The sequence below is a fragment of the Vibrio sp. TBV020 genome (genome assembly GCF_046056895.1).
In the GTDB taxonomy this organism is placed as follows: Bacteria; Pseudomonadota; Gammaproteobacteria; order Enterobacterales; family Vibrionaceae; genus Vibrio.
Window position 1 is genome coordinate 365,806 of sequence record NZ_JBEEAQ010000001.1, and the last position, 25,732, is coordinate 391,537.

The 25,732-nt window shown below is 42.2% G+C and carries 20 protein-coding genes; 8 read left to right on the forward strand and 12 right to left on the reverse strand.

Annotated elements, in window-relative coordinates; all coding sequences use genetic code 11:
- Positions 1-323 precede the first annotated feature (323 nt).
- Together AAFX28_RS01500 and AAFX28_RS01505 are read right to left on the reverse strand one after the other, a co-directional pair.
- Positions 324-767, reverse strand: a complete 444-nt coding sequence (locus AAFX28_RS01500) for a hypothetical protein (RefSeq protein ID WP_408684988.1) — start codon at positions 765-767, stop codon at positions 324-326.
- Entirely contained in the window at positions 755-1,504 is a 750-nt protein-coding gene (locus tag AAFX28_RS01505; RefSeq protein WP_408684989.1) for a helix-turn-helix domain-containing protein, read from the reverse strand. The genes AAFX28_RS01500 and AAFX28_RS01505 overlap by 13 nt, the downstream gene beginning before the upstream one ends.
- Positions 1,505-1,880: 376 nt before the next feature.
- On the opposite strand from AAFX28_RS01505, the gene AAFX28_RS01510 reads away from it, so the two are divergent.
- The 3 genes from AAFX28_RS01510 (at position 1,881) to AAFX28_RS01520 (ending at position 8,323) form a co-directional block, all read left to right on the forward strand.
- On the forward strand, positions 1,881-5,648 hold the full coding sequence (locus AAFX28_RS01510; protein WP_408684991.1) for an Ig-like domain-containing protein: 3,768 nt from the start codon (positions 1,881-1,883) through the stop codon (positions 5,646-5,648).
- A gap of 478 nt (positions 5,649-6,126) precedes the next feature.
- Complete coding sequence (gbpA, locus tag AAFX28_RS01515) at positions 6,127-7,701, forward strand: N-acetylglucosamine-binding protein GbpA (protein ID WP_408684993.1); 1,575 nt, start codon at positions 6,127-6,129, stop codon at positions 7,699-7,701.
- A 73-nt stretch (positions 7,702-7,774) separates the two neighbouring features.
- Positions 7,775-8,323, forward strand: coding sequence for a cytochrome b (locus AAFX28_RS01520; RefSeq protein ID WP_408684994.1), 549 nt, complete (start codon positions 7,775-7,777; stop codon positions 8,321-8,323).
- Between the two features lie 150 nt (positions 8,324-8,473).
- On the opposite strand, the gene AAFX28_RS01525 is transcribed toward AAFX28_RS01520, so the two are convergent.
- A complete protein-coding gene (locus AAFX28_RS01525; protein ID WP_408684996.1) occupies positions 8,474-8,857 on the reverse strand; it encodes a cytochrome b562 in 384 nt (127 codons plus the stop codon).
- A 228-nt stretch (positions 8,858-9,085) separates the two neighbouring features.
- On the opposite strand from AAFX28_RS01525, the gene AAFX28_RS01530 reads away from it, so the two are divergent.
- The 5 genes from AAFX28_RS01530 (at position 9,086) to AAFX28_RS01550 (ending at position 16,347) form a co-directional block, all read left to right on the forward strand.
- The gene (locus tag AAFX28_RS01530; protein ID WP_408684998.1) at positions 9,086-11,962 is read left to right on the forward strand and encodes an HD domain-containing phosphohydrolase; all 2,877 of its coding nucleotides are present in this window, start codon (positions 9,086-9,088) and stop codon (positions 11,960-11,962) included.
- Between the two features lie 349 nt (positions 11,963-12,311).
- Positions 12,312-13,814, forward strand: coding sequence for a glucose-6-phosphate dehydrogenase (zwf, locus tag AAFX28_RS01535; RefSeq protein ID WP_408686795.1), 1,503 nt, complete (start codon positions 12,312-12,314; stop codon positions 13,812-13,814).
- Positions 13,811-14,527: a 6-phosphogluconolactonase gene (pgl, locus tag AAFX28_RS01540; protein WP_408685000.1), complete on the forward strand. Its 717-nt coding sequence runs from the start codon at positions 13,811-13,813 to the stop codon at positions 14,525-14,527. The genes zwf and pgl overlap by 4 nt, the downstream gene beginning before the upstream one ends.
- Before the next feature lie 35 nt (positions 14,528-14,562).
- Positions 14,563-16,011 carry a decarboxylating NADP(+)-dependent phosphogluconate dehydrogenase gene (gene gnd / locus AAFX28_RS01545; RefSeq protein ID WP_004742688.1) on the forward strand — a complete coding sequence of 483 codons (1,449 nt, stop codon included), beginning with the start codon at positions 14,563-14,565 and terminating at the stop codon, positions 16,009-16,011.
- Between the two features lie 198 nt (positions 16,012-16,209).
- Positions 16,210-16,347: a hypothetical protein gene (locus AAFX28_RS01550; RefSeq protein ID WP_408685003.1), complete on the forward strand. Its 138-nt coding sequence runs from the start codon at positions 16,210-16,212 to the stop codon at positions 16,345-16,347.
- Positions 16,348-16,392: 45 nt separating this feature from the next.
- Here the strand turns inward: AAFX28_RS01550 and AAFX28_RS01555 are convergent, their stop codons facing one another.
- From AAFX28_RS01555 to AAFX28_RS01595, 9 genes are all read right to left on the reverse strand, one after another.
- A complete protein-coding gene (locus AAFX28_RS01555) occupies positions 16,393-16,839 on the reverse strand; it encodes a low molecular weight protein-tyrosine-phosphatase (protein ID WP_408685005.1) in 447 nt (148 codons plus the stop codon).
- The gene (locus AAFX28_RS01560) at positions 16,829-17,932 is read right to left on the reverse strand and encodes an O-antigen ligase family protein (RefSeq protein ID WP_408685007.1); all 1,104 of its coding nucleotides are present in this window, start codon (positions 17,930-17,932) and stop codon (positions 16,829-16,831) included. Before AAFX28_RS01560 ends, AAFX28_RS01555 begins: the two co-directional genes overlap by 11 nt.
- Before the next feature lie 343 nt (positions 17,933-18,275).
- The gene (locus tag AAFX28_RS01565; protein WP_408685009.1) at positions 18,276-18,755 is read right to left on the reverse strand and encodes a hypothetical protein; all 480 of its coding nucleotides are present in this window, start codon (positions 18,753-18,755) and stop codon (positions 18,276-18,278) included.
- A 155-nt stretch (positions 18,756-18,910) separates the two neighbouring features.
- A complete protein-coding gene (locus AAFX28_RS01570) occupies positions 18,911-19,561 on the reverse strand; it encodes a hypothetical protein (protein WP_408685011.1) in 651 nt (216 codons plus the stop codon).
- 16 nt (positions 19,562-19,577) lie between these two features.
- Complete coding sequence (locus tag AAFX28_RS01575; RefSeq protein WP_408685012.1) at positions 19,578-20,705, reverse strand: glycosyltransferase family 4 protein; 1,128 nt, start codon at positions 20,703-20,705, stop codon at positions 19,578-19,580.
- A complete protein-coding gene (locus AAFX28_RS01580) occupies positions 20,702-21,898 on the reverse strand; it encodes a glycosyltransferase family 4 protein (protein ID WP_408685014.1) in 1,197 nt (398 codons plus the stop codon). The genes AAFX28_RS01575 and AAFX28_RS01580 overlap by 4 nt, the downstream gene beginning before the upstream one ends.
- The gene (locus tag AAFX28_RS01585) at positions 21,891-22,955 is read right to left on the reverse strand and encodes a hypothetical protein (RefSeq protein WP_408685016.1); all 1,065 of its coding nucleotides are present in this window, start codon (positions 22,953-22,955) and stop codon (positions 21,891-21,893) included. Before AAFX28_RS01585 ends, AAFX28_RS01580 begins: the two co-directional genes overlap by 8 nt.
- Positions 22,952-24,019, reverse strand: a complete 1,068-nt coding sequence (locus tag AAFX28_RS01590; RefSeq protein WP_408685018.1) for a hypothetical protein — start codon at positions 24,017-24,019, stop codon at positions 22,952-22,954. Before AAFX28_RS01590 ends, AAFX28_RS01585 begins: the two co-directional genes overlap by 4 nt.
- Positions 24,020-25,729, reverse strand: a complete 1,710-nt coding sequence (locus AAFX28_RS01595) for a heparinase II/III-family protein (RefSeq protein WP_408685020.1) — start codon at positions 25,727-25,729, stop codon at positions 24,020-24,022.
- Between the last annotated feature and the right edge of the window lie 3 nt (positions 25,730-25,732).

A 25,732-nucleotide genomic window follows, 5' to 3' on the forward strand; every position in this document is an offset into this window, starting at 1 on the left:
ATAAAAACAACTAAAAAGATCAGGTTAAGTTATATAAACAAACAGGATAAAGAGGAGAATAATGGATATATTCCAAGTTAAAACCGAGAACCAAACAAAAAATTGAAGTAATATCACAAAAGAAAATTCAAGAAACATTATTAAGATTGTAAACTTCAAAAAATCAAATGAACTACCTTCGATGAAAATCATACCTCAACAAATAACACAGAGAGTCTAAACAATAGACAAGCACCTAATAAAATACAGCCCCTCATATGAGGGGCTTTACCTTAATAAATTCAAGCAATTGAGATATGACTGCTTGAGTTAATAATCAAATCCTACTTTAGTTTTCTATAACAAGTCACTGGACCAGAATCAACGTCCACACAGAACTCGTCTTTACGAACGGAAATTACTTCCATCTTGAATTCTTTACCCATTACAGCCAGCATGATGTCATCAATTTTTTTTGAACAATCACCTGTAGCTCGGAAATTTTTTTTATCGAAATCAACTTTTACTGTTGATTTTCCATATCGTTCGATACTGCCAAATGAATATAAGTCTGCTTGGTAACTACAATTTATCCCCTCAACCGAATAATGATAGCTTATATTCCCATCAAATATTGATATCATTTCTTTAAATGACAAACTGAATTCATCTGCTAGGATTTCTCCATCGGCCACATAGTTCCCATCGGTGATATAGCCTACATGCCTCACATAGTAAGCTATTAGCATTGAAACTATCGCGAGTACTAAAGCAATTATTTTGTGCATAACAAACCAACTTTTTCTTTTTCGACATCAGAGAGAACAACTAAGTTGTGGGCAAATTTTCCTTTATTATTTTCGCACACTAAGTAGTAAACCCCTTTATGCTCCTTTAGAAACAAAGTATTTTCTTGCGATTTCATTGTACTTTTACTTTCAGAGTTTGATGATAAAAAGCTCATAATATGAGGGTATGAAATTACAATATTAACAATCACTACCAACCAAAGAAAGGGGGTAACATAAGAATTAAACTTGGCCAGTGATAGTGATAATTTTATTTCCTTATTATTTTCTTCTATCAGCTCCTCATTGTGCTCATCTGTTTTATCCAATGTAACATCTAGATTTTCGGTTCTACCTTTTTGACGTTCACTATCAATCGAAATAGTTATATCGTCACACAATGAATATCCTTTTCTAGGGTGTGTTATCAGCACATCTTTATGAAAAATAGATTTAAGCTTTTTCCTTAAGGTCGAAACAAGTTGATTTAAATTTGAGCTGCGATCTAATTCTTTTGCATCGCTCCATACTGTCAGTTCAATTTCACCTCTTGATATTATCAAGTGCCCGTTAATATGCTCATCACATATTAGTTGAAGCATCACTGATTCAGGAGTCGTTAAATCTTGCTCTATAACCAGAACATCCATATCAAAAACAGCTAACGTTCGCTTGAATGGATTAAAACAAGCAGAGAAGTTGTCAGAGTCTAAAATATATACAGAACTATCTTTCATCGTAAGTAATGTTATTAAGAAGAATATCTATATTTTAATGCTAACATAATATTTTTCTTACACTACTCGGACCAAGCGAAAAAAAATCGAAAGTGAACCAAGATCAAGTCATTAGTGTTTGTCTAAAACCCAACCATACATAACGAATAGTTATACTTAATCGATATAAAGCACAATTTGAAATGCCACATGATGGATAACACTTCCTCATTAATGGCATAAAACACCTAATTTCACCTAATTTAGGCATACATAGTTTCTACAACTCTTTAGTTTTTTGGAGGGGCGTGCCAGTGGAAGCACCACTCCAATAAACCGACTATGGATGTTCAATCTACTGAACACACAGTCAAAAGATCTATAAAGGATTAGTAGAATGATAAAACTATCTTACCTTGCGCTTGCTATCTCGTCAGCGCTTGCATCACCAATGGCTATAACCAGTGAAGCTCAGAACAACACAGAAACGATACCATATGAGGCTTCCGCTCAGAACTCTCTAAATCAGACGATGCTAGTCTATGAGGGTATAGATGATACCCGTATATTAGGGCAAGAATTCGAAAAGACCCTTAACCCAGGGGAAACCTTAACCCAAGACCTTACAGTCAATGGTTACATTCCTGGGCAAGCCGGACTCACGGTAGATCATATATTGATTGATGGTTTTTTCCGCTGGGAGAGCGATAAAGACAACAACACGACGCTAACTATCACCGAGAAAGATAGTCAAAAAGTCGTCTATTCTGGGCCGCTAGCCTTAAAGAGAATCTATTCAAGTAGTCTCGCATTGAAATTACCTCAGAGTGGCGCTGGTATGGCCTCCGTTGCAAAATTTAACCAAAGTGTAACGCTTGAAAAGGGGAAGCAATATCAAATTGCGTTTAAGGTCGAAGATAATTCTCAAAAACTGACCTTTCGCCCCTTGGAGCATCTGCCTGTGGATGCAAACACAAAGCGTATTGCACCTTCTGGGCAAGAAGAAGAGTTAGACTTTGCCATTTTTATGCGTTTATATGGTGAGGCTACCGCTACTGACTTTGGAGTGAGTATCAAGAGCGCCTCCGAGAACAAACTTGCTTTCGATCCCGGTTACAGTTTGCCTTATCCTGAAAAGCTGATTGACCCTTCATCTGACCAGCCTGAACAGCTAACCTTTGATTTATCTTCCTTATCAGATAAAGACATTGAATTTTCTATTGTTAATAAGAATATTGCTTCTATTAATGTAGAGAAGTTAGGACATTCAGCCGCAGTAGATATAAATGCACTAAGTGAGGGTGAAACCCACCTGCTTGTGAAAGCGGATGGTGAACTCGTCGCAACCGTTGGATTACATTCATACCACCCTATTGATGTTCCCGTTTCATTCCGTGAAGTAAAGATGCCTGATGTGCCTATTACTCAGTCTCGCTTCGATGAGGTATCCGAATACCTTACAAATATCTACAAACCGCTCAATATCAACTTACATTTCTTCGACTTAGGTGTGCAAAAGTTTGACTGGCAGTCCAACGAAACCAGTGGCTACGATATTCCTCCACCAGAAGGCAGCGAAAAATATTTTTCAAACTTGTTTTTATATGGGGACGATATCGAAGGTAATATTGTGTACTGTAGGGGCGGTAGTGGTTCTTCAGGCAAATACAAGGAAACTCAATCTTACTATGGTTGGAAGCTAACCAGCCGATACTGTAATAATGATCGTGCCATTGCTACTCTAGCCCATGAGCTGGGGCATAATTTCTCTCTCGCTCATTACACATCTAAAGGCCTAGATGCACTACCAAACGAATATACGAATCTAATGAAAACAGGGCGAAAGGATGATGAGCTCTTCGGGTTTCAATGGCGCATAATTCAACAAAACTTGCAACGATTGCAACAGTCTGGCGTGCTACCAAAAGTGCCTTCAAAAAATCCTACCCTAGGTATTCCGCCCAGCTATTCAGAGGCTTATGCTAGGAACCAATTGCTCACAGAGGTCCCAATTCTACCTCAGTCAGTAAAATCAGAAGGCTACAAAGTTGAAATCGTTAAATGGCCTACAGCAGGGGTAGCGGTAGCCAATTCAAACGGCACCATTTCATACCGTCACGTTTCACCTAGTATCTTGTCAGACCAAGTCATCTATCGACTGTTTAATAGCAACGGAGCTATGTCTGAAGATATTGTGCTAAATATCACTATCGAAAATGACACAACCTCCAATACAAAGTATGACGGAATGCGTGGTGATTCTATCGATGACTATGTGGCTTTAGCAAAAGATAGCCAAACAACGATAGATGTACTGGAAAATGATAAATTCTTCCATTCATTTGCTGTCCCGCGCCTAATGAATTATACAGCAAAGCAGTTGTTCGAGATCAATTCAGATGGGACAATGACCATTGATTATGACAACTGGCTCAAGCAGAATAAAGTTGAACGAGCTGGTTACGAACATGACTATACCAACACCCCTCACGTTGATATGGTGCCATGGACTCCGATTTATATCAAAGAGATTACTCCTGAAGGCCCTGCTGCTACCGCTAACAATAGCCAAATCAAAGTCAACTTTAGCCAAGACACACTGATTAGCCCTACCACCAACGATATTGACAACGGCGCTGGTATTGATCACCAAGGCGTCAATATTCGTCAACACCCTCAACACGGCCTCATTGAAGTCAACGAGCAAGGTCAATTGGTTTATCGTCATGATGGCAGCGATACTAGCACCGACAGCTTCACCTACCGTGTAAAAGACAGCTACGGCCGCCTGTCAAATCTGGCTACCGTGACTTTAGATATTGAGAAAAAGCATGTAGCCGATGAGTTCACTATCGTATGGCCATCACTTGAAAAAGCTTACTCCTTAACTGATACAGATGGATTGTATATCCCACTTGAACTTGAAGTCGAAGATGGTGACAGCGAAACTTATCGCTTCGTCGCAACTGTCAATAATGTCAGCACCGATACTGATCAGCCATACAAGTTAAAAGGCAAAGTCGGTAAACACACACCAAATCTTCACATTACAGAACCAGGCACCTACAGAGTAGTGGTCAGAGTCACCAATGAATTTGGCGACAAAGAGAAGAAAGTCTTTAAGTTCAAGGTGACTGATGATGTGGTAGAAGACTTCGATATTCGCTGGGACAACCTAAAAGACATCTATCACTTAGACAGCGATGGTTATGTGTTTATCCCGTTAGCGTTGTCGGTTGAGAATGGCACCAGCGATGAGTACACCTATACCGCTACGACATCTCACACTGAAACGGGTGACAACATCGATACTCAGCACGGAGTCATTGGTTCAGAAGAAAACAAGTACATTCGCATTCATGAAAGCGGGGATTATCAAGTCGACGTGGTAGTGAAAAACCCGAAAGGGAATGCTGAAACTGAAACCTATTTCTTCACCGTCAAGAGTGAACTAACCCAAGGAAAGACAACCGTTGAGCCATTAAAAGAGACTTACACACTTACAAAAATCGATGACTATCCATGGCTCGTTGTTCCCGTCACATTGACTGGATACGCGGATAATATCAATACACATGTTGGTATCTTTAATGAGGCTAATGAGCATCGCGTGGCTTATGCCAATACGATTCTAAACGAAGAGCAAACACTTGTTCTTAACGTCAAAGGCCCTGGTGTGTCTGAAGGACACTACACAGTGAAAGTTTGGACAACCGACGACGACGCTCAACATTTCCCAATCTATGTTGAAAATATGGACGCTGAGGAAGAATTTGACTTCGTTTACCCCGATGGCCTGGGCTCATATTCAGCGGGCACCAAAGTTCAAGGTTCTGATGGCGGTATTTACCAGTGCAAACCTTACCCAGCAAGTGGCTGGTGTAATGTCGACAGTGCTGAACATTATGCACCAGGAACAGGTTCAAACTGGGAAGATGCGTGGACAAAAGTTACTGCTGGGGATGGAGCCCAACCAAAGCCTGGTGACTACCCTAGCTATGTTGTCGGTGACGTATACGCAACCGGAGATAAAGTGTCTCATCTACAACGTAACTTTGAGTGTAAAGTGAGCGGCTGGTGTTCATCTGGAACAGCCTCAAGCTGGGCCTATGAACCTGGTGTTGGACTCTACTGGGATCAAGCTTGGACTGAGTTAATCAAGTAAAACCTTACCTCTAAATGCAACTCAAGGCATAGCATCACGCTATGCCTTTTTTTATTTTACTTCACATAATAGCCCTACGTATTTTCCCCATTCTCTCAATACAGATACCGAGCGAAACAAGCGAACTGGAGACAAGGATTCTCACTTGCCATCGCCTCTTGAGCCCTTTTAATTTCAAAAAGTAACCTTAAGTTATATTAACTTTTGATAAAGCTGAACAAGACTTCACTTTCCAATCCTAAGTTATTGAATTAGTAGTCAATTAACTTAACCTTAAAGTCCACATCAACTGAGAACCTGTCCGAAAAACCAGAATGAGAACCCTTCATATCTTTGGCTGTTCCCGCTCATAGTTCGGGCATGAGTTGCAACTAAACGATGCTGTCATCTCAACGGATTAATTAGCAAGGGACACATTGCAACAACAATCATTGGTGTGGTTAACATTTTTTGTTCAACGAATCAGGAAGTATTCAATATGTCCAAAATAAAGACATCGCTTATCCCTCTTTCTACACTACTGTTTAGCGCTGGAGCACTATCTCACGGGTATGTCAGCGCTATTGACGGTGGCGTGGCAGAGGCTCGCGGAACACTTTGTAGTTCCGTTTCCACACAGTCTCAAAAAAATGCTAATTGCGGACAAGTTCAATGGGAGCCGCAAAGTATTGAAGGGCCGGAAGGATTTCCTATCGGAGGCCCTCCCGACGGCAAAATAGCAAGTGGTGGTCTAACCCAATTTTCAGCCTTAAATGAGCAGACTGCTACGCGCTGGGTTAAAACTCCTATTTCACATGGCCTTAACACGTTTGAATGGACATTCACGGCCAACCATGTAACCCGCGATTGGAAATACTACATTACCAAAGCTGATTGGAACCCAAATACCCCATTGACACGCAATTCGTTTGAGTTAACCCCTTTCTGTACAGTCGATGGGGGCATGGTGCAACCGCCAAAACGGGTTCAACATGAGTGTAATGTTCCAAAGCGTGAAGGTTATCAAGTAATCCTTGCCGTCTGGGATGTTGGCGATACGGCTGCAGCGTTCTATAACGTCCTTGATGTAAGATTTGATGGAAACCAACCAGAACAACCCGACCCATCCGCGTGGGTTAAAGGTGGCCAAATCAACCCAGGCATCAACTTGCAACGTGGTGACGTTGTTTACACTAGAGTTTTTGATTCTACTGGAGAGCGACGTGATCTCTCTTCCCGCTTAAAGATAAAGAATGCGAAACATGGCCTAGCCAACAATTGGTCTTATAAACTGGCTAAAAAAATCAATCGAACTCAAAGCCTAATCAAAGCTGGTAATCAAGTTTCCGATGACAAGTTTACACCTATCCACGGAACTAACCCAATTTACCTCAAGAACGGTAATGACCTTGTTCGAGTCGAGTTAGCCTACGAGGTTAAAGATCCTGAACCGATTTATGACTTGGATATCTCTGGCGTGTCTCCTGAATACTCTATAAGTGAAAGTCCTGTCACCTTGGAGCTCACATTGACCGCGACTGGAGATATGACTACGGAACTCACAGTCTACAACCACGCACAAAATACGTTGGCTTATACTCAAGTATCACTCGAAGATGGGGTTTCAGAACCAGTATCACTGGAACTCTCGAAGTCTGAGCCTGGTCATCATATGTTAGTGACAAAATTCAAGGACAGTGAAGGCAACCTAATTGGCCAACAAACTGCGGACTTCCACCTCGTAGAAAAAGGGAAGGATTGTGGCAGCGATCCTGAGGCTAGCAACTACCCTCATTGGGATGCAACAACAACCTATACTGGTGGAGAAAAAGTTAGCTACGAAAATCTTGTATGGCAAGCTAAGTACTGGATTAGCGGTGCAGCTCCAGATAGCAGTGATGCATGGCAGTTACTCAGTGATGTCACACTGCCTTGGGCGAAAGGGAAAGTCTACAATGGCGGAGATAATGTCGTATTTAACGGGCGACTTTATGAAGCTAAATGGTGGGTGAATACAAGTCCTTCAGAATCGCCAAGTGTGTGGCTCGATAAAGGCCCATTTAGTTGTAACTAATTTCCATACGACCTTAAGAAGCTCCGCTAATTCGATGCGGAGCTATTTTAACCTATAAGACACAAAACAATATATGAACACCGCACATGATTTATTAACACGTCTATTTCACTGGACGATGGCATTCATCATTTTATATACAATTACAGCAGGTTACGCGATGCATTTTGTTATCGATAGCCATCCAAAAGTTTTTAAGTTCCTTTCTATTATGAATATGTCAATTGCGACAGTGGGTTCATTACTATTTCCTCTTCGCTTCATCTGGAACTACCTGATAAAAAAACAAGAAAGCACCACGACGTTAACACAACGAATTGTCAAGCTAGCTCACAGTATGATCTACTTTCTAATGTTTCTAGTCTTTACAACTGGATTCCTCATGCTTACAGAACCATTTCCGTTATTTTGGCTAGTCATGATTAACAATCCGATCAATAACCCGGAAGTAAATGCATTTTTCTTCATGTTTCATCGCTTCAGTTGTGCTGGTTTGACTGTATTGGTCGCTGTACATATCGCCGCGGCTCTTCACCACCACTACTTACTAAAAGACACGACCTTAGTGAGAATGCTAGGAATACCGACTTACAGTCACAGCAATCCTTACAATGCAAAGTAGAGACATCAATAAAATACAAGCCTTAAAATAGGATCTTTTAGTTAGAACAACCACTTATGACTTAGCTGGAATTTTCTTAAGGGCGTATATGAAAAATCGACTGCCTAACGATGGGAGGCAGTCGATTTTAGAGTTAGAGAATAAGGTAAATTAACCGAAGATCTTGCTCCAGATGCTAGGATTTCGTTTATCGTGATATTCCACTCGCAGGTCATCAACCATTTTTAGCTCTGCTTTTGCAGCTGACAAGTCGCCCGCTTCCAATTTAGCTTCTACAGAGTCAATTGCGATCGAAAGCTTGTTAAATCCTTCTAAGTACAAGTCATATTTTTCCGGCGGATAATCACCACGTTTGGATTGCTCGATAAGCTCAGAGAGGTTAGACACTGCAGATTGCATTTGCGTAATTTCTTCAGCTTGAGCCGCTTGTTTGAATTCCATTTTCATCTGCTTCATCGTTGCTTTTAAGTCAAAGTCACTAGCGAAGGCTTGGGCTGACATTACAAGGGCGGCAATAGGGAGTAATTTTTTCATTATATTTGTTCTTAGTCTGGAAACAGAGCCGTTAGTGTACTTAAAAATGCCACAACTACAGCCGTTTAATTTGTATCAAGTTATAAATTTTGGAGGCTAAGATAGATACTCAAGTAACAGACGTCAACTGCAAAAAATGCCTCGAATGAAACCATCAATCAGCCTTTCTTTTTGCAGGTTCCGAAAAATACTCAATACTTAAGGAGAGCAATTCACATAGGGTTCAAAGTGCGTAAACAACGATATTCACTGAGTCTCCATATTACTAGCTTATTTCTTGTGCTTACAGGATTGGTAGGCGCGGTGCTCATCGCTATCAGCTACCAACACGCCCAAACATTACTCACTGGTAGTGCTAAAGAACTGAGTAAAGAGAACAGCAGAAAGCTTGAATCTACGTTCCACGTCAAAACAGGCCCTGTGCTCACAACCCTCGACTTTATGGCTACAAGTAATCTCACTCACATGGTTAACAGTAAGCCTACAAATGCCGATTTTCTAACGCCTTTACAGATTATTTTCCAGCGTAATCCTGGTGTTGTCGCTTTGTTTTTTGCTAATAACAAAGGAGATTTAACGCTAATTCGCCCTCTGAGAACCAATACCGATCGAGAACGCTTTAATGCGCCAAAGAAAGCTACATTAATGATCAATAGTACCAAGGTGTCTGGGTCAAATGAGTTTTGGTTTTTAGATGGCAGCTATCGCATTGTTGGCTCAAGGAAACTCTCAGACAATGAGTTTGATCCTAGAACAAGGCCTTGGTTTAACAACGCATCTAAGGATGGGGATATTCGACTAACTGAGCCCTACTTTTTTTATTTTCTACAAACTAGTGGAGTGACCCTATCACGGCGTTCATTAGATGGTGGCTTTGTTGTCGGAGCAGACTTTACCTTGGACTCTTTATCTGCCCAGATTTCTCATTTGGGGTATTCAGACAACACAAAGTTAGTTCTTTTCGACAACCAGTTTAAAATACTCGCCCACCACAATGCCCCCGTGGTGCTCAATTCAAGCAATGTACTCGCTCTTTCCGAAAATAACGAAAACATCTTTAATGGTGTCGTAAACCGGATCGCTAGCCAAACACTCTATGAAACAACGGAATATGATAATCAAAGATGGTCGATCACCTTAACACCTGTGGCACTTAATAAACAAACACGACTTCTTCTCGCGGAAGCAACACCTCAGGATGATTTAATGGCCTCTCTACTTTCAATGAGAGATAAACAAGTTAAGGTCGCATTTGCGATGCTTGCGATGAGTTTTGTTGTAGTTTGGTTAGTTGCTCAGCGATTGGCTAGACCATTACACGCACTCATGCTTCAGACTGACAATATTGCTCGCTTTGATTTTAAGAAAACACGTTACAACAAAAGCGTCATTAAAGAAGTGGCTAATCTCACTCAATCGATTGAATTGATGGAACACACGCTATACGACCTTTTGCGACTATTGAGAGACACTGCAAGCAACCAAGATTTCTCAGTATTAGCTAAGACGATTGCGCACCAAACATTCTTGGTCACTAAGGCTGAGACGATCGTACTGTTTACTTGGGAAGATAAGACAACTAGCTTTGAATGTACTGCCAACCACGCCATTATCCCGTTCAAAATTGATATCAACGAACTTGTTCACAATACAGCTTGGGTACACACTCAACTAACAAAAGGTGAAATCGTACACCTCAGCTTTGATGACAACGCTTTAGCCAACTATCGCGATCATCTTTATAACTCAGACCTTTATTTTTTCCCACTGCATAACCGCGAACAACAACTCGTTGGGATCCTACTCGTCGGCTATGAACGAGCTATTACACAACAGCAAAGTGACAAGCATGCATTTTTAAAAGAACTTCTCAGCTTTGGAGAGATTGCTAAAGAGAACATAGATAAAATAGAGCAACAAAAAGAGATGCTGACTGCGTTCGTAGAACTCATAGCTTCCGCCATCGACACCAAGTCCCCTTATACTGGTAGCCATTGTCAGCGAGTACCAAAACTCACTAAGCTATTGGCCGAAGCAGCAACTAAAGACGACATTTATTTCTCGACCTTTTCTCTTAATAAAGAACAATGGGAGGAGCTCCATCTAGCCTCTTGGCTCCACGATTGCGGTAAAGTCACAACACCAGAATATGTCATTGATAAAGCGACCAAGCTCGAGACGATTTACGACCGAATTCACGAAGTAAGAATGCGCTTTGAACTTTTAAAAGCACAGGCAGAGATCGACTACCTTAAACAAGTCAACATAGACGGCGAAAGCAAACAGCTTAAGCAGGCGTTAATAAGTAAACACAAGCAATTGGATGATGACTTCGCATTTGTCGCACAATGTAATATTGGTGGCGAATTCATGGATGAGAGTTCAAAGGCAAGACTATTAAATATCAGTCAATATCAATGGACTCGAACCTTAGATGATCACCTAGGCGTATCATGGGTCGAAAAAGAAAGATCAGGTGAACAGCCAACCTTACCCGTTCAAGAGGCGCTCCTTTCCGATAAACAAGTTCACCAAATCCGCTGGAAGGAAAATGCTAAACCACAAGATTTTTGGCAAGAAGACTTTGTTCTGAAACCAAGTGAGTTTAAATACAATCGTGGGGAACTCTACAATTTGTGCATTGAGAAAGGCACACTCAACAATGAAGAGCGCTTTATCATTAATGATCATATCATCCAGACATTGATGATGCTTAAGCGACTGCCCTACCCTGAACATTTAAAAAATATTCCCGAGATCGCAGGAGGCCACCACGAACGAATCGATGGTCAAGGTTATCCGCGCGGCCTATATGAAGAGGAGCTTTCGATTCCCGCCCGTATCATGGCTATAGCAGATGTATTCGAAGCGCTTACCTCAAGTGACCGCCCATATAAAAAGGCCAAGAATTTAACCGAGTCACTCAACATAATGACAGATATGGCAACGTCTGGTCATATTGACCCTAAGCTTTATCTGCTGTTCCTTGAAAATCGGATAGACAAGCAATATGCAAACTTATTCTTAGCAAAAGAACAAATCTGCAAAGTTGACCGGGAAGCTCACATACGAAAGGTCAAAACGTTTCTTAAATCTCGCTTTTAGTTCACCACGATATGAGTAATTGCTCTAGGTGCAAATATCTTCCATTCATTTATGTCTTCTACTAACTATCAAAGACTTACATAAACAATGAGTCATTATTTAATCGATTGCCCTCTCAAAGGTTGATGTATGTCAAAGAGTCATAGACAATACGCTGCCAAATAGAATTTAGGTCCCGATCACTGTTTAACGATAGGCACCTACAATTGGTAAGTTTTTTTGGTTTTGCCTATCAGTTTGATAGGCAGTATCAGTTTTATAATTTGAGTTAACGTTGTTAGGGTTAGCCCTCTAAACAAAACGCTAGCAATCTACACATGCTAACTACCTCGTTTCTAAGGGAAGGATGATGGTAATACCAGAAAACAGCAGCATCGTTATTTTTGGTGCTTCGGGTGACTTGACCTACCGCAAGTTGATCCCTGCTTTGTACCACCTTTATGCTGACAAGCAGCTTCCAGAAAACTTCGCCATTTTGGGTGTAAGTCGCACCGAATACAGCGATGAGTCATACCGCGAAAAATTGAAGCAATCACTTCAAGAAATGGAAAAGACTGAACCAGCAACGCTTGATGCGTTTATGAATCACCTTCATTACCAAGCGATCAATACGTTTGAAGTTGATGATTATGCGAAGCTTGCGACTCGACTTGACGAGTTAAATGCTCAATACCAATTTGAGTCTGGTAACATCCTTTTCTATCTATCAACACCGCCTAGCCTTTATGGTGTTATCCCTGCGAATCTTGCGGCTCATGGTTTAAATGACGAATCAAACGGCTGGCGTCGCCTTATCATCGAAAAGCCATTCGGCTACGACTTAGAGTCGGCACAAAAATTAGACAAAGAGATCCACGATCACTTCCAAGAGCACCAGATCTACCGTATCGACCACTACCTTGGCAAAGAAACAGTACAAAACCTACTTGTACTTCGTTTCTCAAACGCGATGTTTGAGCCACTTTGGAACCGTAACTTTATTGATTACGTTGAAATCACAGGTGCTGAATTCTTAGGTGTTGAAGAACGCGGGGGCTACTACGATGGCTCAGGCGCTGTACGCGACATGTTCCAAAACCACCTTCTGCAAGTTCTTGCAATGGTTGGGATGGAGCCACCAGCACAAATCAATGCAGACTCAATTCGTGATGAAGTAGTTAAAGTACTACAGTGTCTGAAACCTTTAGAGGAAGAAGACCTGCGCAACGACCTTGTTCTTGGTCAGTACACGGCATCGGACGTTCGCGGCCAGCACCTTGTAGGCTACCGTGAAGAAAACGGCGTTGCCGACGATTCACGTACTGAGACCTACATTGGTCTAAAAGCATACATCAACAACTGGCGTTGGAACGGTGTACCATTCTATGTTCGTACTGGTAAGCGTCTACCAACGCGTGTTACCGAAGTAGTGATTCACTTCAAGAACACTCCTCACCCAGTATTCGGTCAAGATGCTCCTGAGAACAAACTGATTATCCGTATTCAACCAGACGAAGGCATTCAAATGAGCTTTGGGCTTAAAGAGCCAGGTGCTGGCTTCAAAGCTCGTGAAGTTAAGATGAACTTCTCTTACGCGGATCTTCAAGAAACGAATATGCTGACGGCTTATGAGCGTCTACTTCTTGATGCACTGAACGGTGATGCTACTCTATTTGCACGTACCGACGCTGTAGAAGCTTGTTGGAAGTATGTGCAACCTATTCTCGACTTCAAGCAAGATCCTCAAGCACTATTTGGTTATGCTTGCGGTACTTGGGGTCCTCAAGAGGCAGACGAACTTCTGCAACGTGACGGCCGCGCTTGGCGCTTCCCTTGTAAAAACCTAACAGACACGGATTACTGCGAATTATGATCAATCACAAGATTTTTCAAACGGCTGAACAAGTAGTCGAAAGCTTAGCAAACGATATGAAAGCCTTTAGTGAGTTAGGCCGACCAGTGCACATTTCGCTATCGGGTGGCAGCACACCAAAGATGCTGTTTAAGCTACTAGCACAAGCGCCATACGCTGAAGGTATTCAATGGAACAACCTTCACTTCTGGTGGGGTGATGAGCGTTGTGTTGCACCGGATGATGCAGAAAGCAACTACGGTGAAGCAAATGCACTACTTTTCTCAAATGTGAATCTTCCAGCAGAGAACATTCACCGTATTCGTGGTGAAGAAGAGCCTGCAGTTGAAGCAGAGCGCTTTGCAAAAGAGATGACTGATGTGATTCCTTGTGAAAACGGTACGCCTGTTTTTGATTGGATCCTACTAGGTGTTGGCGCGGATGGCCACACAGCATCACTGTTCCCAGGTGCAACGAACTACCAAGATGAGAACCTGTCTGTACTGGCTTCTCACCCTGAGTCAGGTCAAATCCGCGTCTCTAAAACCGCGAAAGTTTTAGAAGCAGCAAAACGAATCAGCTACCTTGTTCTTGGAGCAGGTAAAGTTGACATCGTACACGAAATTCATACTACTCCAGCAAGCGAGCTGCCTTACCCTGCAGCGAAAATCCAGTCAAAATCTGGCGAAACGGAGTGGTACTTAGATTCAGACGCAGCAGCAAAAATCGCGTAATGCGAGCGTCCAAATAGGAAAATTGGAGAGAAATAATGAAAGGTGATATCGGTGTAATTGGCCTAGCTGTAATGGGTCAAAACCTTATCCTAAACATGAACGACAACGGTTTTAAAGTTGTTGCTCACAACCGTACTGCTGCGAAAGTAGACGAATTCCTAGAAGGCCCAGCTAAAGGCACAAACATCGTTGGTGCTTACTCTCTAGAAGAGCTAGTTGAGAAGCTAGAAGCGCCACGTAAAGTGATGCTAATGGTTCGTGCTGGTGCTGTCGTTGATACTTTCATCGACAACCTAATCCCACTTCTAGACGAAGGCGACATCATCATTGACGGTGGTAACACTAACTACCCTGATACAAACCGTCGTGTAGCGCATTGTCGTGAGAAAGGCATTCACTTCATCGGTACTGGTGTATCTGGTGGTGAAGAAGGTGCACGTTTTGGCCCTTCAATCATGCCAGGTGGCGCAGCTGAAGCTTGGGAAGCGGTTAAGCCAATCTTCCAGGGTATCTCTGCAAAAACTGACGCAGGTGAACCTTGTTGTGACTGGGTTGGTAACGATGGTGCTGGTCACTTCGTTAAGATGGTACACAACGGTATCGAATACGGCGACATGCAGCTTATCACTGAAGCTTACCAGTTCATGAAAGATGGTCTTGGTATGTCTGCTGACGAGATGCAAGCTGTATTCGCTGATTGGAATAAGACTGAGCTAGACAGCTACCTTGTTGAAATCACTGCTGACATCCTTGGCTACAAAGATGAAGACGGAGAGCCTCTAGTTGAGAAGATCCTAGACACAGCTGGTCAGAAAGGTACTGGCAAATGGACTGGTATCAACGCGCTAGACCTAGGTATTCCACTGACTCTAATCTCTGAGTCTGTATTCTCTCGTTGCCTATCTGCGCTTAAAGATCAACGTGTTGAAGCTGAATCTCTATTCGGTAAAACAATCACTCCAGTTGAAGGCGACAAGCAAGAGTGGGTTGATGCACTACGTCAAGCTCTACTAGCTTCAAAGATCATCTCTTACGCTCAAGGCTTCATGCTAATGCGCGAAGCATCTAACGAGAACGGTTGGGATCTAAACTACGGTAACGTAGCACTAATGTGGCGTGGTGGTTGTATCATCCGCAGCGCATTCCTAGGTAATATCCGTGATGCGTACGAAGCAAACCCAGACATCGCGTTCCTGGGTTCTGACGAGTACTTCAAAAATATTCTACAAGGTAGCCTAGCGGCATGGCGTAAAGTAGCAGCGAAATCTCTAGAGTCTGGCATTCCAATGCCATGTACGATTTCAGCGCTATCTTTCCTAGACGGTTACACAACAGCTCGTCTACCAGCTAACCTGCTTCAAGCTCAGCGTGATTACTTCGGTGCTCACACTTACGAGCGCACTGACCGTCCACGTGGTGAGTTCTTCCACACAAACTGGACAGGTACAGGCGGCGATACAGCGTCTACTACTTACGACGTGTAAGAAAACGCCTAAAAGGATGAGTACGGTATTTCATCATACCGAAAAGTCCTACTATAATTAGTGTGTTATGGAGGATGTTAACTAAGTTAACATCCTCTATTTTTTGAAACCTATACAAGGAGCCGTACACCATTAGTACGGATATGGTGACTAACCCTAACCTGGATGGTTAACACAATCATAATTGAGGTTCTTGAGATGACTATTAATAAGTACTTTGTATTCGTTCCACAAACTGAGGAACAAAACACTTCAAAGGACGATAACGTGGTAACAGAAACGGAAACTCAACGTCAGGCTTTAGTAAAACAAGCACAGCAACAAGGTGGCTTGTAAACAGCTAGGTTTCAAAACAAAGAGGAGCTATTTGCTCCTCTTTTTTTATGTATCTAATCGTCTCGCCCACGCTTCTGCGGCATTTTGTATTCGTTGGAATGCTAACAGAAACGCGTGAGAATCTTTTTGGTAAGGGTCATCAATCGTCCCATCTCCACTCCATTGCCCAAACAGCAGGGTTTTGCTCCTCGCCAATGGTGATATATGGATCAAACGTTCAATATGACTTGGCTCCATCACAAGAATAAGATCAGCTTGGTTACACATTGCCTCAGTCACCTGGGTTGCTCGGTGATCTTGAATATCAATTCCATGCTCCTTGGAAACTAAGATAGATATCGGGGCCGCTTTACAATTTGCTAGGCCACTTTTGTCGGTAATTAGCCCTGCTGACCTGATCTCTTTATTGGGAAGCAACTTTTTTAGTATGCCCTCTCCCATCGGGGAACGACACACATTACCCATACAAACCACTAGAATCTTATTGAACAATTTCCGACTCCTTCTTCGGCCTAACGATTTGGATACTCGCTGTAGTTCCTGCTAAAACGAGTAATAGCACAAAGGTCATTGCGTTGGCCGGAGCTTGTAAATTAAAGTCGACTGAAATGTGCATCAACATTCCGAGCAAGCCAATCAAACACCCAAAAGCTGCACCTCGTAACGTCTTACTGTTACGTCTTTTCATCGAACGTACAGATAAAAAGACTGCCCATAACCAAGAAAAACCAAGCAAAAGTGTAGCAGGAATACCAGCCTCAACTAAAAATTGTAGGTAGTCGTTGTGTGCATGATCGTAGTAGCCAATATTAAACTGCGTATAACTTGGAAAAACGGTATAGAAGCTCCCCATTCCAGTGCCGGTCAAAGGAAAGTCGGATACGATAGGTAATGACCATTCAATAACCTCATCTCGAGTTTCTTTTAATATCGAAGTCTGCTCTAGACGCTCTTTTACTTTTCCTAAGCCAAACACCGCTCCTACAACCACAGTATCCACAATGATCAAGCTCACGATTAAAGGAACCAGTGCACGTGGCTTATATTTATAGAAAATGAGTGCAATCAAACCAGCGAGAGTTGTAGCGACGAAAAATGCTGTATTCCCCATTCGAGAACGTGTCATCACTAATGCGATAACCATAATTACTAACGCTAGTCGTACAAACATTTTCCGAGAGACTAGCCCTTCTCCCCACCTTCTTAAGCGTTCAAACCAAGACCCCGATGGACTCACATGCAATTGCGATATGATCAGCCCAATACCTACTGCGAGACAAAGCATCAAATAGTTGGCTAGGTGGTTCTTATAGACGAAAGAACCCGTCGCAATGTCAGACTCTTTAAAACCAAACACCAGAGAATACTCCCAACCAAGTAATACAGCCATTGCTGCATAAAAAGCTTGGAAAGTACCGCTAATGACTAAGGCAAGGACGACTAACTTAAGTCGCTTTGGAGTGAACACCAGTAGAACGGTGTTAAATGCAAACAACGTATAAGAAATGCCCTTTAACAAAGCAACTTCAGTTCCATGAACATCTAAAGAGACCGTTCCCATCTCTGAGCCTAACGCTGCGAACACCTCTGCGGCCTTTGGAGAAATTAGAGCAAGAAGATGTATGTTTAACGGCAGGGTTTGAAATGCTACCCAACACTGGAAAAGAGTTAGAGGTAGCAGCAACCAGAGGAATCTCTTCAACCTAGAAAACGGAAAAGAACGACTTTCAGGAAGATAACTTATTAATATCAAAAGAGTCTGAATTGAAACCCAAACTTCCATGATTGACCAAGCCCATACTCGGTTCGAGGCCAAAGGTATAGGAAGCCAGACAATCAACAGTAAAAGCGAATAGAAGCTTATTTTTTCGAAACGTTGGTACATAGTGCACTTAATATAAATAAAGCCCAGAGTGGGCTTTGATTGGTTAACTACCAGAAACAGATACTGGAGCAGCCGCTGGGGGTGGCGGCGCTGATGGTGTACCCGCTGCCGTTGCTTGCGCAACTTGAGTGGGGTCAACCCCTGCCGAGATCGCTGCCTGCGTTACAACTTCATTTGATACATTAGCCGCCTGTGCTACCTGCGCGATAGAACTGACTGCTTCAGGAGCGGCGGAAATAGCGGAACGTATCACAGTGTCAGCAGCTTGAGGAGCAGCATTCAAAGCAGCGCTTACGACTTCTGCAGCGGCTTCAGGTTTTGCGGCTACAACTGCGGCCACAACCGCTTCAACCATTTCTGGGTACTGAGAAAGTAACTGGGCAACCAGTTCTTCTGTGGACGCGCTAGAGCTCGCAATCATATCTGTAAGCTCAGCTTGGCTAATTTGCTCTGCTAACGCGAGTGGACCTGCCAATATTGTAGAGCCAAGAGCTAAGCTTGCGGCTATTGTCTTTAACTTCATAAACAACCTTTAGTTTTTAATGAAACAAATGCCCCTATCCTTCACGAGGCCCATGGTTATGCTATCAGAGTGAAACTTTGCCGGAGCTAAATCCATTTCGAGTCTCACAATAGCTACAGTTTGTTAGTCCATATCAGAAACACTCGGACTAATATCTAACAGTTCACCTCAGAGGAGCTGTAGTTTTTAAATAAGTAACAGGCTCTTTGACGATGCTGCGTACTGGTTAGAGCCCCTATAAATTGCTCTGGCCTTAAACCATAACGTTCAGACTCTGTAAAGAAACTTAGTGCCGAGAGTTTATCGTCAACACTTAGCTCAGCCCAATGGGCAATGTAGAGCTCAAATGTCGCGACCGATACTTGGGGGTCATACTGACCAAACTTTTTAGCAAGTCGGATGTAATGCTTAACTTGTTCAAAATTTGCACCATCACGCCACAACCCCATTCCTTGCTCAAGGTATTGTTTACCTTCTAATGGACGAATACGATTAGAAACTTCGAGACGGTGATACAGTTTTTCACTATTTACTGGCTTACCTAAGTTATGCTTAACCCACCTATCTAGTTGAGCTAAATACAAAATGTAAGAAGGGTTATTAGGATCAAAGCGGGTAACATAATTATTGAGCTCATCTATCTTCCTTGCATCGTCGTTGCTCACCGGTTTCCTCGAGCCTAGTATCTGTTTTACCTGTGCTTGTGTTCCAATAAAATAGTGATATGCCAATGTTTGGTTAATCGCTTGGTAAATCAGATAAATAGGTATCGTCATCATCGTTAGAATCAAAATTCGTTTAATCACGTCCTTCACCAATTAGCTACGTCCTAGCGGCAAGCGTCTCGTCTTGCCCTAAGGCTTGGGCATACACTTGATCGGTTTGGACTGCAATCTGTTCCCAGTCATATTTGGTTAGGTAATCACTATAATCTTGAGTTTGATACTCAGACAGCATGAGCCCATTTATCTTATTTGTTAGTTCAGCGATATTCCCCACGGCATAGTACTTATCCATGGGCAAATTTACCTCTAAGTTTGCGGGTATATTACTCACTACGATATCTAAGCTATAAGATAGCGCCTCAAGGAGAGCAATCGGCAAGCCTTCATGGTAAGAGCTCATGACAAATGCTTTGGCATTGGAGAATACTGCTTTAAGTTCATTCCCACTAATAAACCCTGTCAGCACCACTCCAGGTGTTTCTTGGGATAGTTGCTTTAGAGATGCGCTGTATTCTGTTTCATGATCACAATCACCAACAAGAACTAGGGGAACCTTTTTGTCTGATTTTTTATAAGCATGAATTAAATCAGTAAACCCTTTTTCCTCAACAAAGCGACCTACAGCAACGATGTATTGGCCTGAAACTAGGTGGTGACGATCTAAATGAGGAGTGGAATCGATGCTCAATGCATCAAAAGATTCGACGCCATTATGTATGAGGTGGGTATCCTGCCTGCCATGTTTGCGCTTAATAAGGTCTCCTATGACACTTGATATCACAATAACTTCATCCGCAAATTTGCAAGCTAGTTTTTCACCTAGTTTCAGTACTGCTTTAGCTGACCTTCCCCATTTCTGTCGATCATAATCTGGTCCATGGTGAGTAAACACAACTTTTAAGCCTAGAAACTTGCAAAACGGCACTAGTAAACCCGGACCAATTGCGTGTACATGAACGACATCAGCACCTAATCTTTTGGCTTTAATCGCTGCTAAGAACGAATGTAGAATCGCCTCGACCGATTTTTTTTGGGGCGCCCAGATCGTTTTCAAAGAAACCTGTTCAAATATCCTCTGTTCGTAATCAACGTAGGGAGAACGGGCGATGATAGTAACGTCATGCCCATGTTGCTTCGCCAAGTATGGATAAAGGTGCTGACAATGAGTTTCTACTCCTCCCAAGACATTGGGTATGCCACGAGTCCCTATGACACATATTTTCATTTTGCTGTCTCTTGATAAATTGAAATTAGTCCTTCGAGGTGTGCTGCTTCACTATAACGAGTCTCGATATCCGCACGGGCTTGCAACTCAATCGAGTTGATCCTCTCCCCTCCATCGACTACAAATTCTATCGACTCACACAATGAGCTGATATCCTCATTCCGATATAAAAAGCCATTTACACCATGCTTTACTATTTCAGGAATTCCACCTATGTCAGAAGCGATGACCGCTTTTCCTTGAGACATAGTTTCCAATACCGACATTGGGCAATTTTCGTAGAGTAACGACGATACAATAACTCCCGAGCACCTCGATATCAGAAGGTCGACTTCCTCACGTTTTTTGAAACCAAGGAAGTGCACATTTTTTAAACCTTGCGCTTGCTGTTCAAATAAGTCTTTGTCAGGCCCATCACCGACAATTTTAAATTCAACATGGGGCATCTTCGAAGCCGCTTGAATAATGCTGCCAACACCTTTGTCGTAAGTTAATCTTCCTACATATAAAATGAATCCTTCTTTGTCCGCAGGCTCTGGTAGCGCGTCTAAATTGATTCCATTGGGTAAGATTGAGATACTTTCTTCACTGTATCCTGCACGAATCAGCATCTCAGCATTAAAGCGACTTGGGCATATGATACGGTCAATTTGTTTATATAAACCAAGTGCTTTATGAGTGTATGCTTCAACGGTATTGATCATACTTTGTGCGAAATTCCCTTTGGAGCAACGGTTGATAGCACAGTTCCAGAATTTACCTCCCAGACATTTACTGCAGGCATTCCCATTTACGTACATCTTGTAATTTGGGCATGCCAGCTTCAAATCATGAGATGTCATGATCGTTGGGATATCATGCTTTTGAGTCGAAGAAAAAATGGAAGGTGATATTTGATGATAAATATTATGTGCATGAAAAATATCGGGCTCGAACTGATCGATCAGTTCATCCAACTGACTTTTCGCATTAAAATTATAAATAGCCTTACTGGCCGAAATGGCCTTATCTTTAATTCCAATACCATCGTAGCGAACTTCATCAGCAAAAAAACTCGAGAAATCAGAGTGAGACATGTTGCTCTCACGCATTGAGAATTCAGCAACTTCGAAGCCTTTTTTCTTCAAGCCTTCAATTTCCGAAAAGTAAACAGTCTCACACCCTCCTTGTGGACGATGAAACTTGTTAGACATAATGACTTTCATTTGTCTTAATCCCTACCATTAAATGCAACAGGTACATCGAAATAAAGAGCAGAAACAACACGACACCTAATTCACATAGAACACGAATAATATCGCTATGGGGCATTAAACCCTCGGTCGTAAACACCATGCTTTCTCGAGCACCAAACCCAAATAAATAGGTAGGAACCCCTTGTGTTAGATAATGAGAAATTATTTCCGACCAGTGTTTAAGCCTAAACACAGCTGAGAGGTCTGTTGAGCCAATCTCTATGATGATCTCTGCATAGCTCATATCTGCAACGTCGTAAAACGAGTTATATGAATAGAGCTCAATTAACCCCCCTAAAACTTCGAAAACTCTATCGAGCAGTCCCATGCTATGAGCAGCCACACCACCAATAACAGTGGCGAGTACTACCACCGGTAAATAGCGAAAGATCACCTTAAAATGGACAATCGCCAATGAACAAGCGACAGCGAGCATTGCTCCAAGTTTTTGGAAAAACAGTGCAACGGCAGTGAAAAGCATCGATTGTGTACTACTTTTTTGCGCCATGTTGAGGTACACAGCAAGCAAGACTGAGTAGTACATGACTGCTGTATTCGCGTTAGGGAAAAAGCCAAAGCTAATCCCGCTGTGATAAACCCGAGACCCTCCCAGAACTTCCACTAACAAGGGAAGTAAGAACAAAAAGGCTAACACTTTTGTCGGAATAAACAGTTTACTCCACCCCATTCCTATTCCAATAAACACGAATAAAAACAAAGAGAAAAACTTCAACAAATCGACGTAGTCAGTATGTGAACCGTTAACCATCAGGTGTAACACCAACGCAATAGCCACCAGCAATAAGTGCAAAGCAGGTTTTTTTCTTACCCCTACTGTCATCGCGTTAACCAGCACCGCAGTTAGGCTGTAGCCAATTGTTCCCACCGCCATTAAATTGGTCAGAGCTTTAAGCGCATTAGTACCTGTTAGGTGGTAAACAGAGAGAACAGAGGTATACAACAACAAAAAGCCAATAAAGAACAATTGATAGCTCTGTTCACTGAATAACTTCATGAGACCATCGCCTCTTCTGCTAAGCACACTACTTTTTCTGCTACTAACTTTTGGTCGTAGCGAGATACATCAAAAGGAACGAATTGAGAAAAGTCTCCAGCTAAGAAGGATTCAAATTGCGCGAAGATTTGTTGGTCACTGTCGATCGATAAGAAAGGCCTTTTCGATAATGTGTAATCAATAAGCTTGCTAGGCTGTTGAACACCACCTTTATTCGCAAAATTGATTAAGAAGTCTGCTTGGCTTAGTTCATAGATACATTGTTCTCTGGGTATCAATGAATGAATTTCAATCCTGTTCCCAAACTCCTGTTTATATTCTTCAAGAATTTGCATGTTTTCGGAACTAGCAGTATTGGTATACACAACAAAACGAAAGTCTATTTCAAGCAGAGATAGGAACTTCAAAAAATTGCGGGGTTCGCGAATACCTTTGTACAATATGCCCGCATAACAAAATGTCGGGACTTGATTTGGGCAATACTCAGCAATATTGACATTATGTAGATCATACCCCTGGGGAACTACCGAGATTTGCGGCCCAACCTGTTTAGACACTAGTTTTTCGAACGCCGGAATGGCAGCTTCCACCGGAGTCATCACATAGTTACAAGACTTAAGAACCCACTTTTCCAGCGGAGTAGCATAGAAACATTGATTACCATTGGGGTTTTGACTATAAGGATCCCCATAATCAAAGATTGTTGCTTTCGCCTTGGTATTGGCGAATGTTTTAGCCAATGCTACCGCTAAATGTACAGAAAAGGGCAAGCCAATAGATAGTATCAAGTCCGCTTGCTTACCTTTCAAAGCTCTATAAAAGAACGGCAATGCTTTGAGGTCTTTACCTCCAGGGAGCAATCTTTCCACACCTTTTCGAATTGAGCTTTTGAGCTTAGAGCCGCCATAACCAGAAGAGCTAGAACTACCCTCTGCCGCTGATGTAGGCACTATCAACTCAACATCATGTCCTTGTGCAGTCAACATTTCATATAGTGATGAAGCCCTGAATGCTCTAGGAGTAATTTCAGGCAAATAATGATACGAAAGTAATATCACTTTCACTTACAGTTCCCTCTTAATTTTTAAACGCACGTATTCCGTAAATGTAATCTTGAGGGCTTTACATGACCGTTCATTTAGGTAGTAATCTGAGTAAACCCTATCCACAACTTCAACGCTCTTTGAACCAATATGCTCAATAACAATATCAAGTGGCGCAAGGCGAATATTGTGGCCATCAACCTCTGGTTTAATATCCGGATACAGCGTCAAATTTAATACACCATCGCCAACTTCTATATAATCGGAAATCTCTAACTGACCTGACTTTAAGTCGATATTTCTCGTCTGTGAAATCCCGTTACGATTTGTTTGGTGAGAAATTGAGCACATTGTTGCTTCTACACTGGAATGCGTGTCTGGTTGCTCTTTAAGTTCAAACAACATTTTGTCATCAAGCGTGAAGTGAAATGGCTTTCTATCATCGGCAACAACCACATTATGCTGCTTATCAGAACGGTAATAGTTACGCTTATTAGCGTTCGAGGTATAGCAATAGGTACCCGATTCAACGATACAAGGAACACCATCAATATAGAGTTCTATCGACCCATCATCACAGTGATTGTGACCGCCTTTACCACTACAACCCAATTGTTCGATATGTCTAAACCAAAGCTCAAACCCTTGGTGGCTAAACTTGTATAAACCAAACTCTGGGAATGAAACGTAAGGCTCATCACCGTCGATATTTATTGCAGTGTCACTACTGACTCCAAGAAAAGCACTAAAAACCCTACAATAACTGTGCTGACTCCATTCTTTAGAAAGCTCCGATATGAAGGCTTCAAAAGCAATCAGCCTTTGTTGTGCGACATATCGATTTCGTTGAGCTAATTCAACGGTGCTAAGATCAATAGAGCGAATGACCATCCCACTATCGTCATCCCCTACACGACTTGGATAGCCAGTAATAGAACACGCGTTATGAGCAAATTTGACTGCTGCGAGAAGCTTTTCTCTAACCCTCGATAGGCGCTCAATACCAAACGCTTTGCCTCTCAGTACACAAATGTGAGCGTAGATAGAAATAGACAGGACTACCATTTCCAATGAAAGGAAATGATACGCTGTTGACCCTTCAAAATTTCCGCCATCACTTAAAAACTGGTTATCAAATTCATCTAACATTTCTTCAAACAAAGCCGTAGCCTCAGCATACTTGTCCGAGAAAAGTGAAAGATAAAAAATTCGCCCCATCAAATCTGCAAGGTAGTGATTGTTTCTAAAGCCGTTATCAAACACTTCTGGGTTTGAATGAATATAAGAATAGTGTTCACTCAAGCACTGAGCCATCTCTATGTCAGATTCCGGCTCGATACCAATCCCCATAATAGACATTGAATGAATCAGGTTCACCAAACGGATTGATACGTCCATAGAGCACTGCCATTGGACCCCATATCCGACAGGGTTTAGGGCCCTAAACTCATTGATGACTTTCTTTAGCTGCTCATTGCCAGATTGATTTGCAGCTAGGTAATAGGCTAACTGGGTAAAACATTGCCCCCGCCCTAGCTCCCAAGGAACTTTAACGTCACTTTCACCTAACAGCTTATAAGGTAATAAACTGTGCCATTTCGTAGACCAATGGTCATGTGTACGATGATCACAGTGCCAATAGTCTTTAGGAATACTAGTCACGTATAGTGGTTCAATTGCAAACACATCAAAACCGGTGCTTACTGGGTGACTAAGATTCAGTCCACTCAAAAA

What these genes read in the sequence shown, in the direction of transcription:
- AAFX28_RS01565 (WP_408685009.1), bottom strand. Translation starts at nt 18,755, where the DNA reads ATGAAGTTAAAGACAATAGCCGCAAGCTTAGCTCTTGGCTCTACAATA.
- AAFX28_RS01505 (WP_408684989.1), bottom strand. Translation starts at nt 1,504, where the DNA reads ATGAAAGATAGTTCTGTATATATTTTAGACTCTGACAACTTCTCTGCT.
- AAFX28_RS01585 (WP_408685016.1), bottom strand. Translation starts at nt 22,955, where the DNA reads ATGAAGTTATTCAGTGAACAGAGCTATCAATTGTTCTTTATTGGCTTT.
- AAFX28_RS01510 (WP_408684991.1), top strand. Translation starts at nt 1,881, where the DNA reads ATGATAAAACTATCTTACCTTGCGCTTGCTATCTCGTCAGCGCTTGCA.
- AAFX28_RS01500 (WP_408684988.1), bottom strand. Translation starts at nt 767, where the DNA reads ATGCACAAAATAATTGCTTTAGTACTCGCGATAGTTTCAATGCTAATA.
- gbpA (WP_408684993.1), top strand. Translation starts at nt 6,127, where the DNA reads ATGTCCAAAATAAAGACATCGCTTATCCCTCTTTCTACACTACTGTTT.
- gnd (WP_004742688.1), top strand. Translation starts at nt 14,563, where the DNA reads ATGAAAGGTGATATCGGTGTAATTGGCCTAGCTGTAATGGGTCAAAAC.
- zwf (WP_408686795.1), top strand. Translation starts at nt 12,312, where the DNA reads ATGGTAATACCAGAAAACAGCAGCATCGTTATTTTTGGTGCTTCGGGT.
- AAFX28_RS01575 (WP_408685012.1), bottom strand. Translation starts at nt 20,705, where the DNA reads ATGAAAATATGTGTCATAGGGACTCGTGGCATACCCAATGTCTTGGGA.
- AAFX28_RS01580 (WP_408685014.1), bottom strand. Translation starts at nt 21,898, where the DNA reads ATGTCTAACAAGTTTCATCGTCCACAAGGAGGGTGTGAGACTGTTTAC.
- AAFX28_RS01550 (WP_408685003.1), top strand. Translation starts at nt 16,210, where the DNA reads ATGACTATTAATAAGTACTTTGTATTCGTTCCACAAACTGAGGAACAA.
- AAFX28_RS01520 (WP_408684994.1), top strand. Translation starts at nt 7,775, where the DNA reads ATGAACACCGCACATGATTTATTAACACGTCTATTTCACTGGACGATG.
- pgl (WP_408685000.1), top strand. Translation starts at nt 13,811, where the DNA reads ATGATCAATCACAAGATTTTTCAAACGGCTGAACAAGTAGTCGAAAGC.
- AAFX28_RS01525 (WP_408684996.1), bottom strand. Translation starts at nt 8,857, where the DNA reads ATGAAAAAATTACTCCCTATTGCCGCCCTTGTAATGTCAGCCCAAGCC.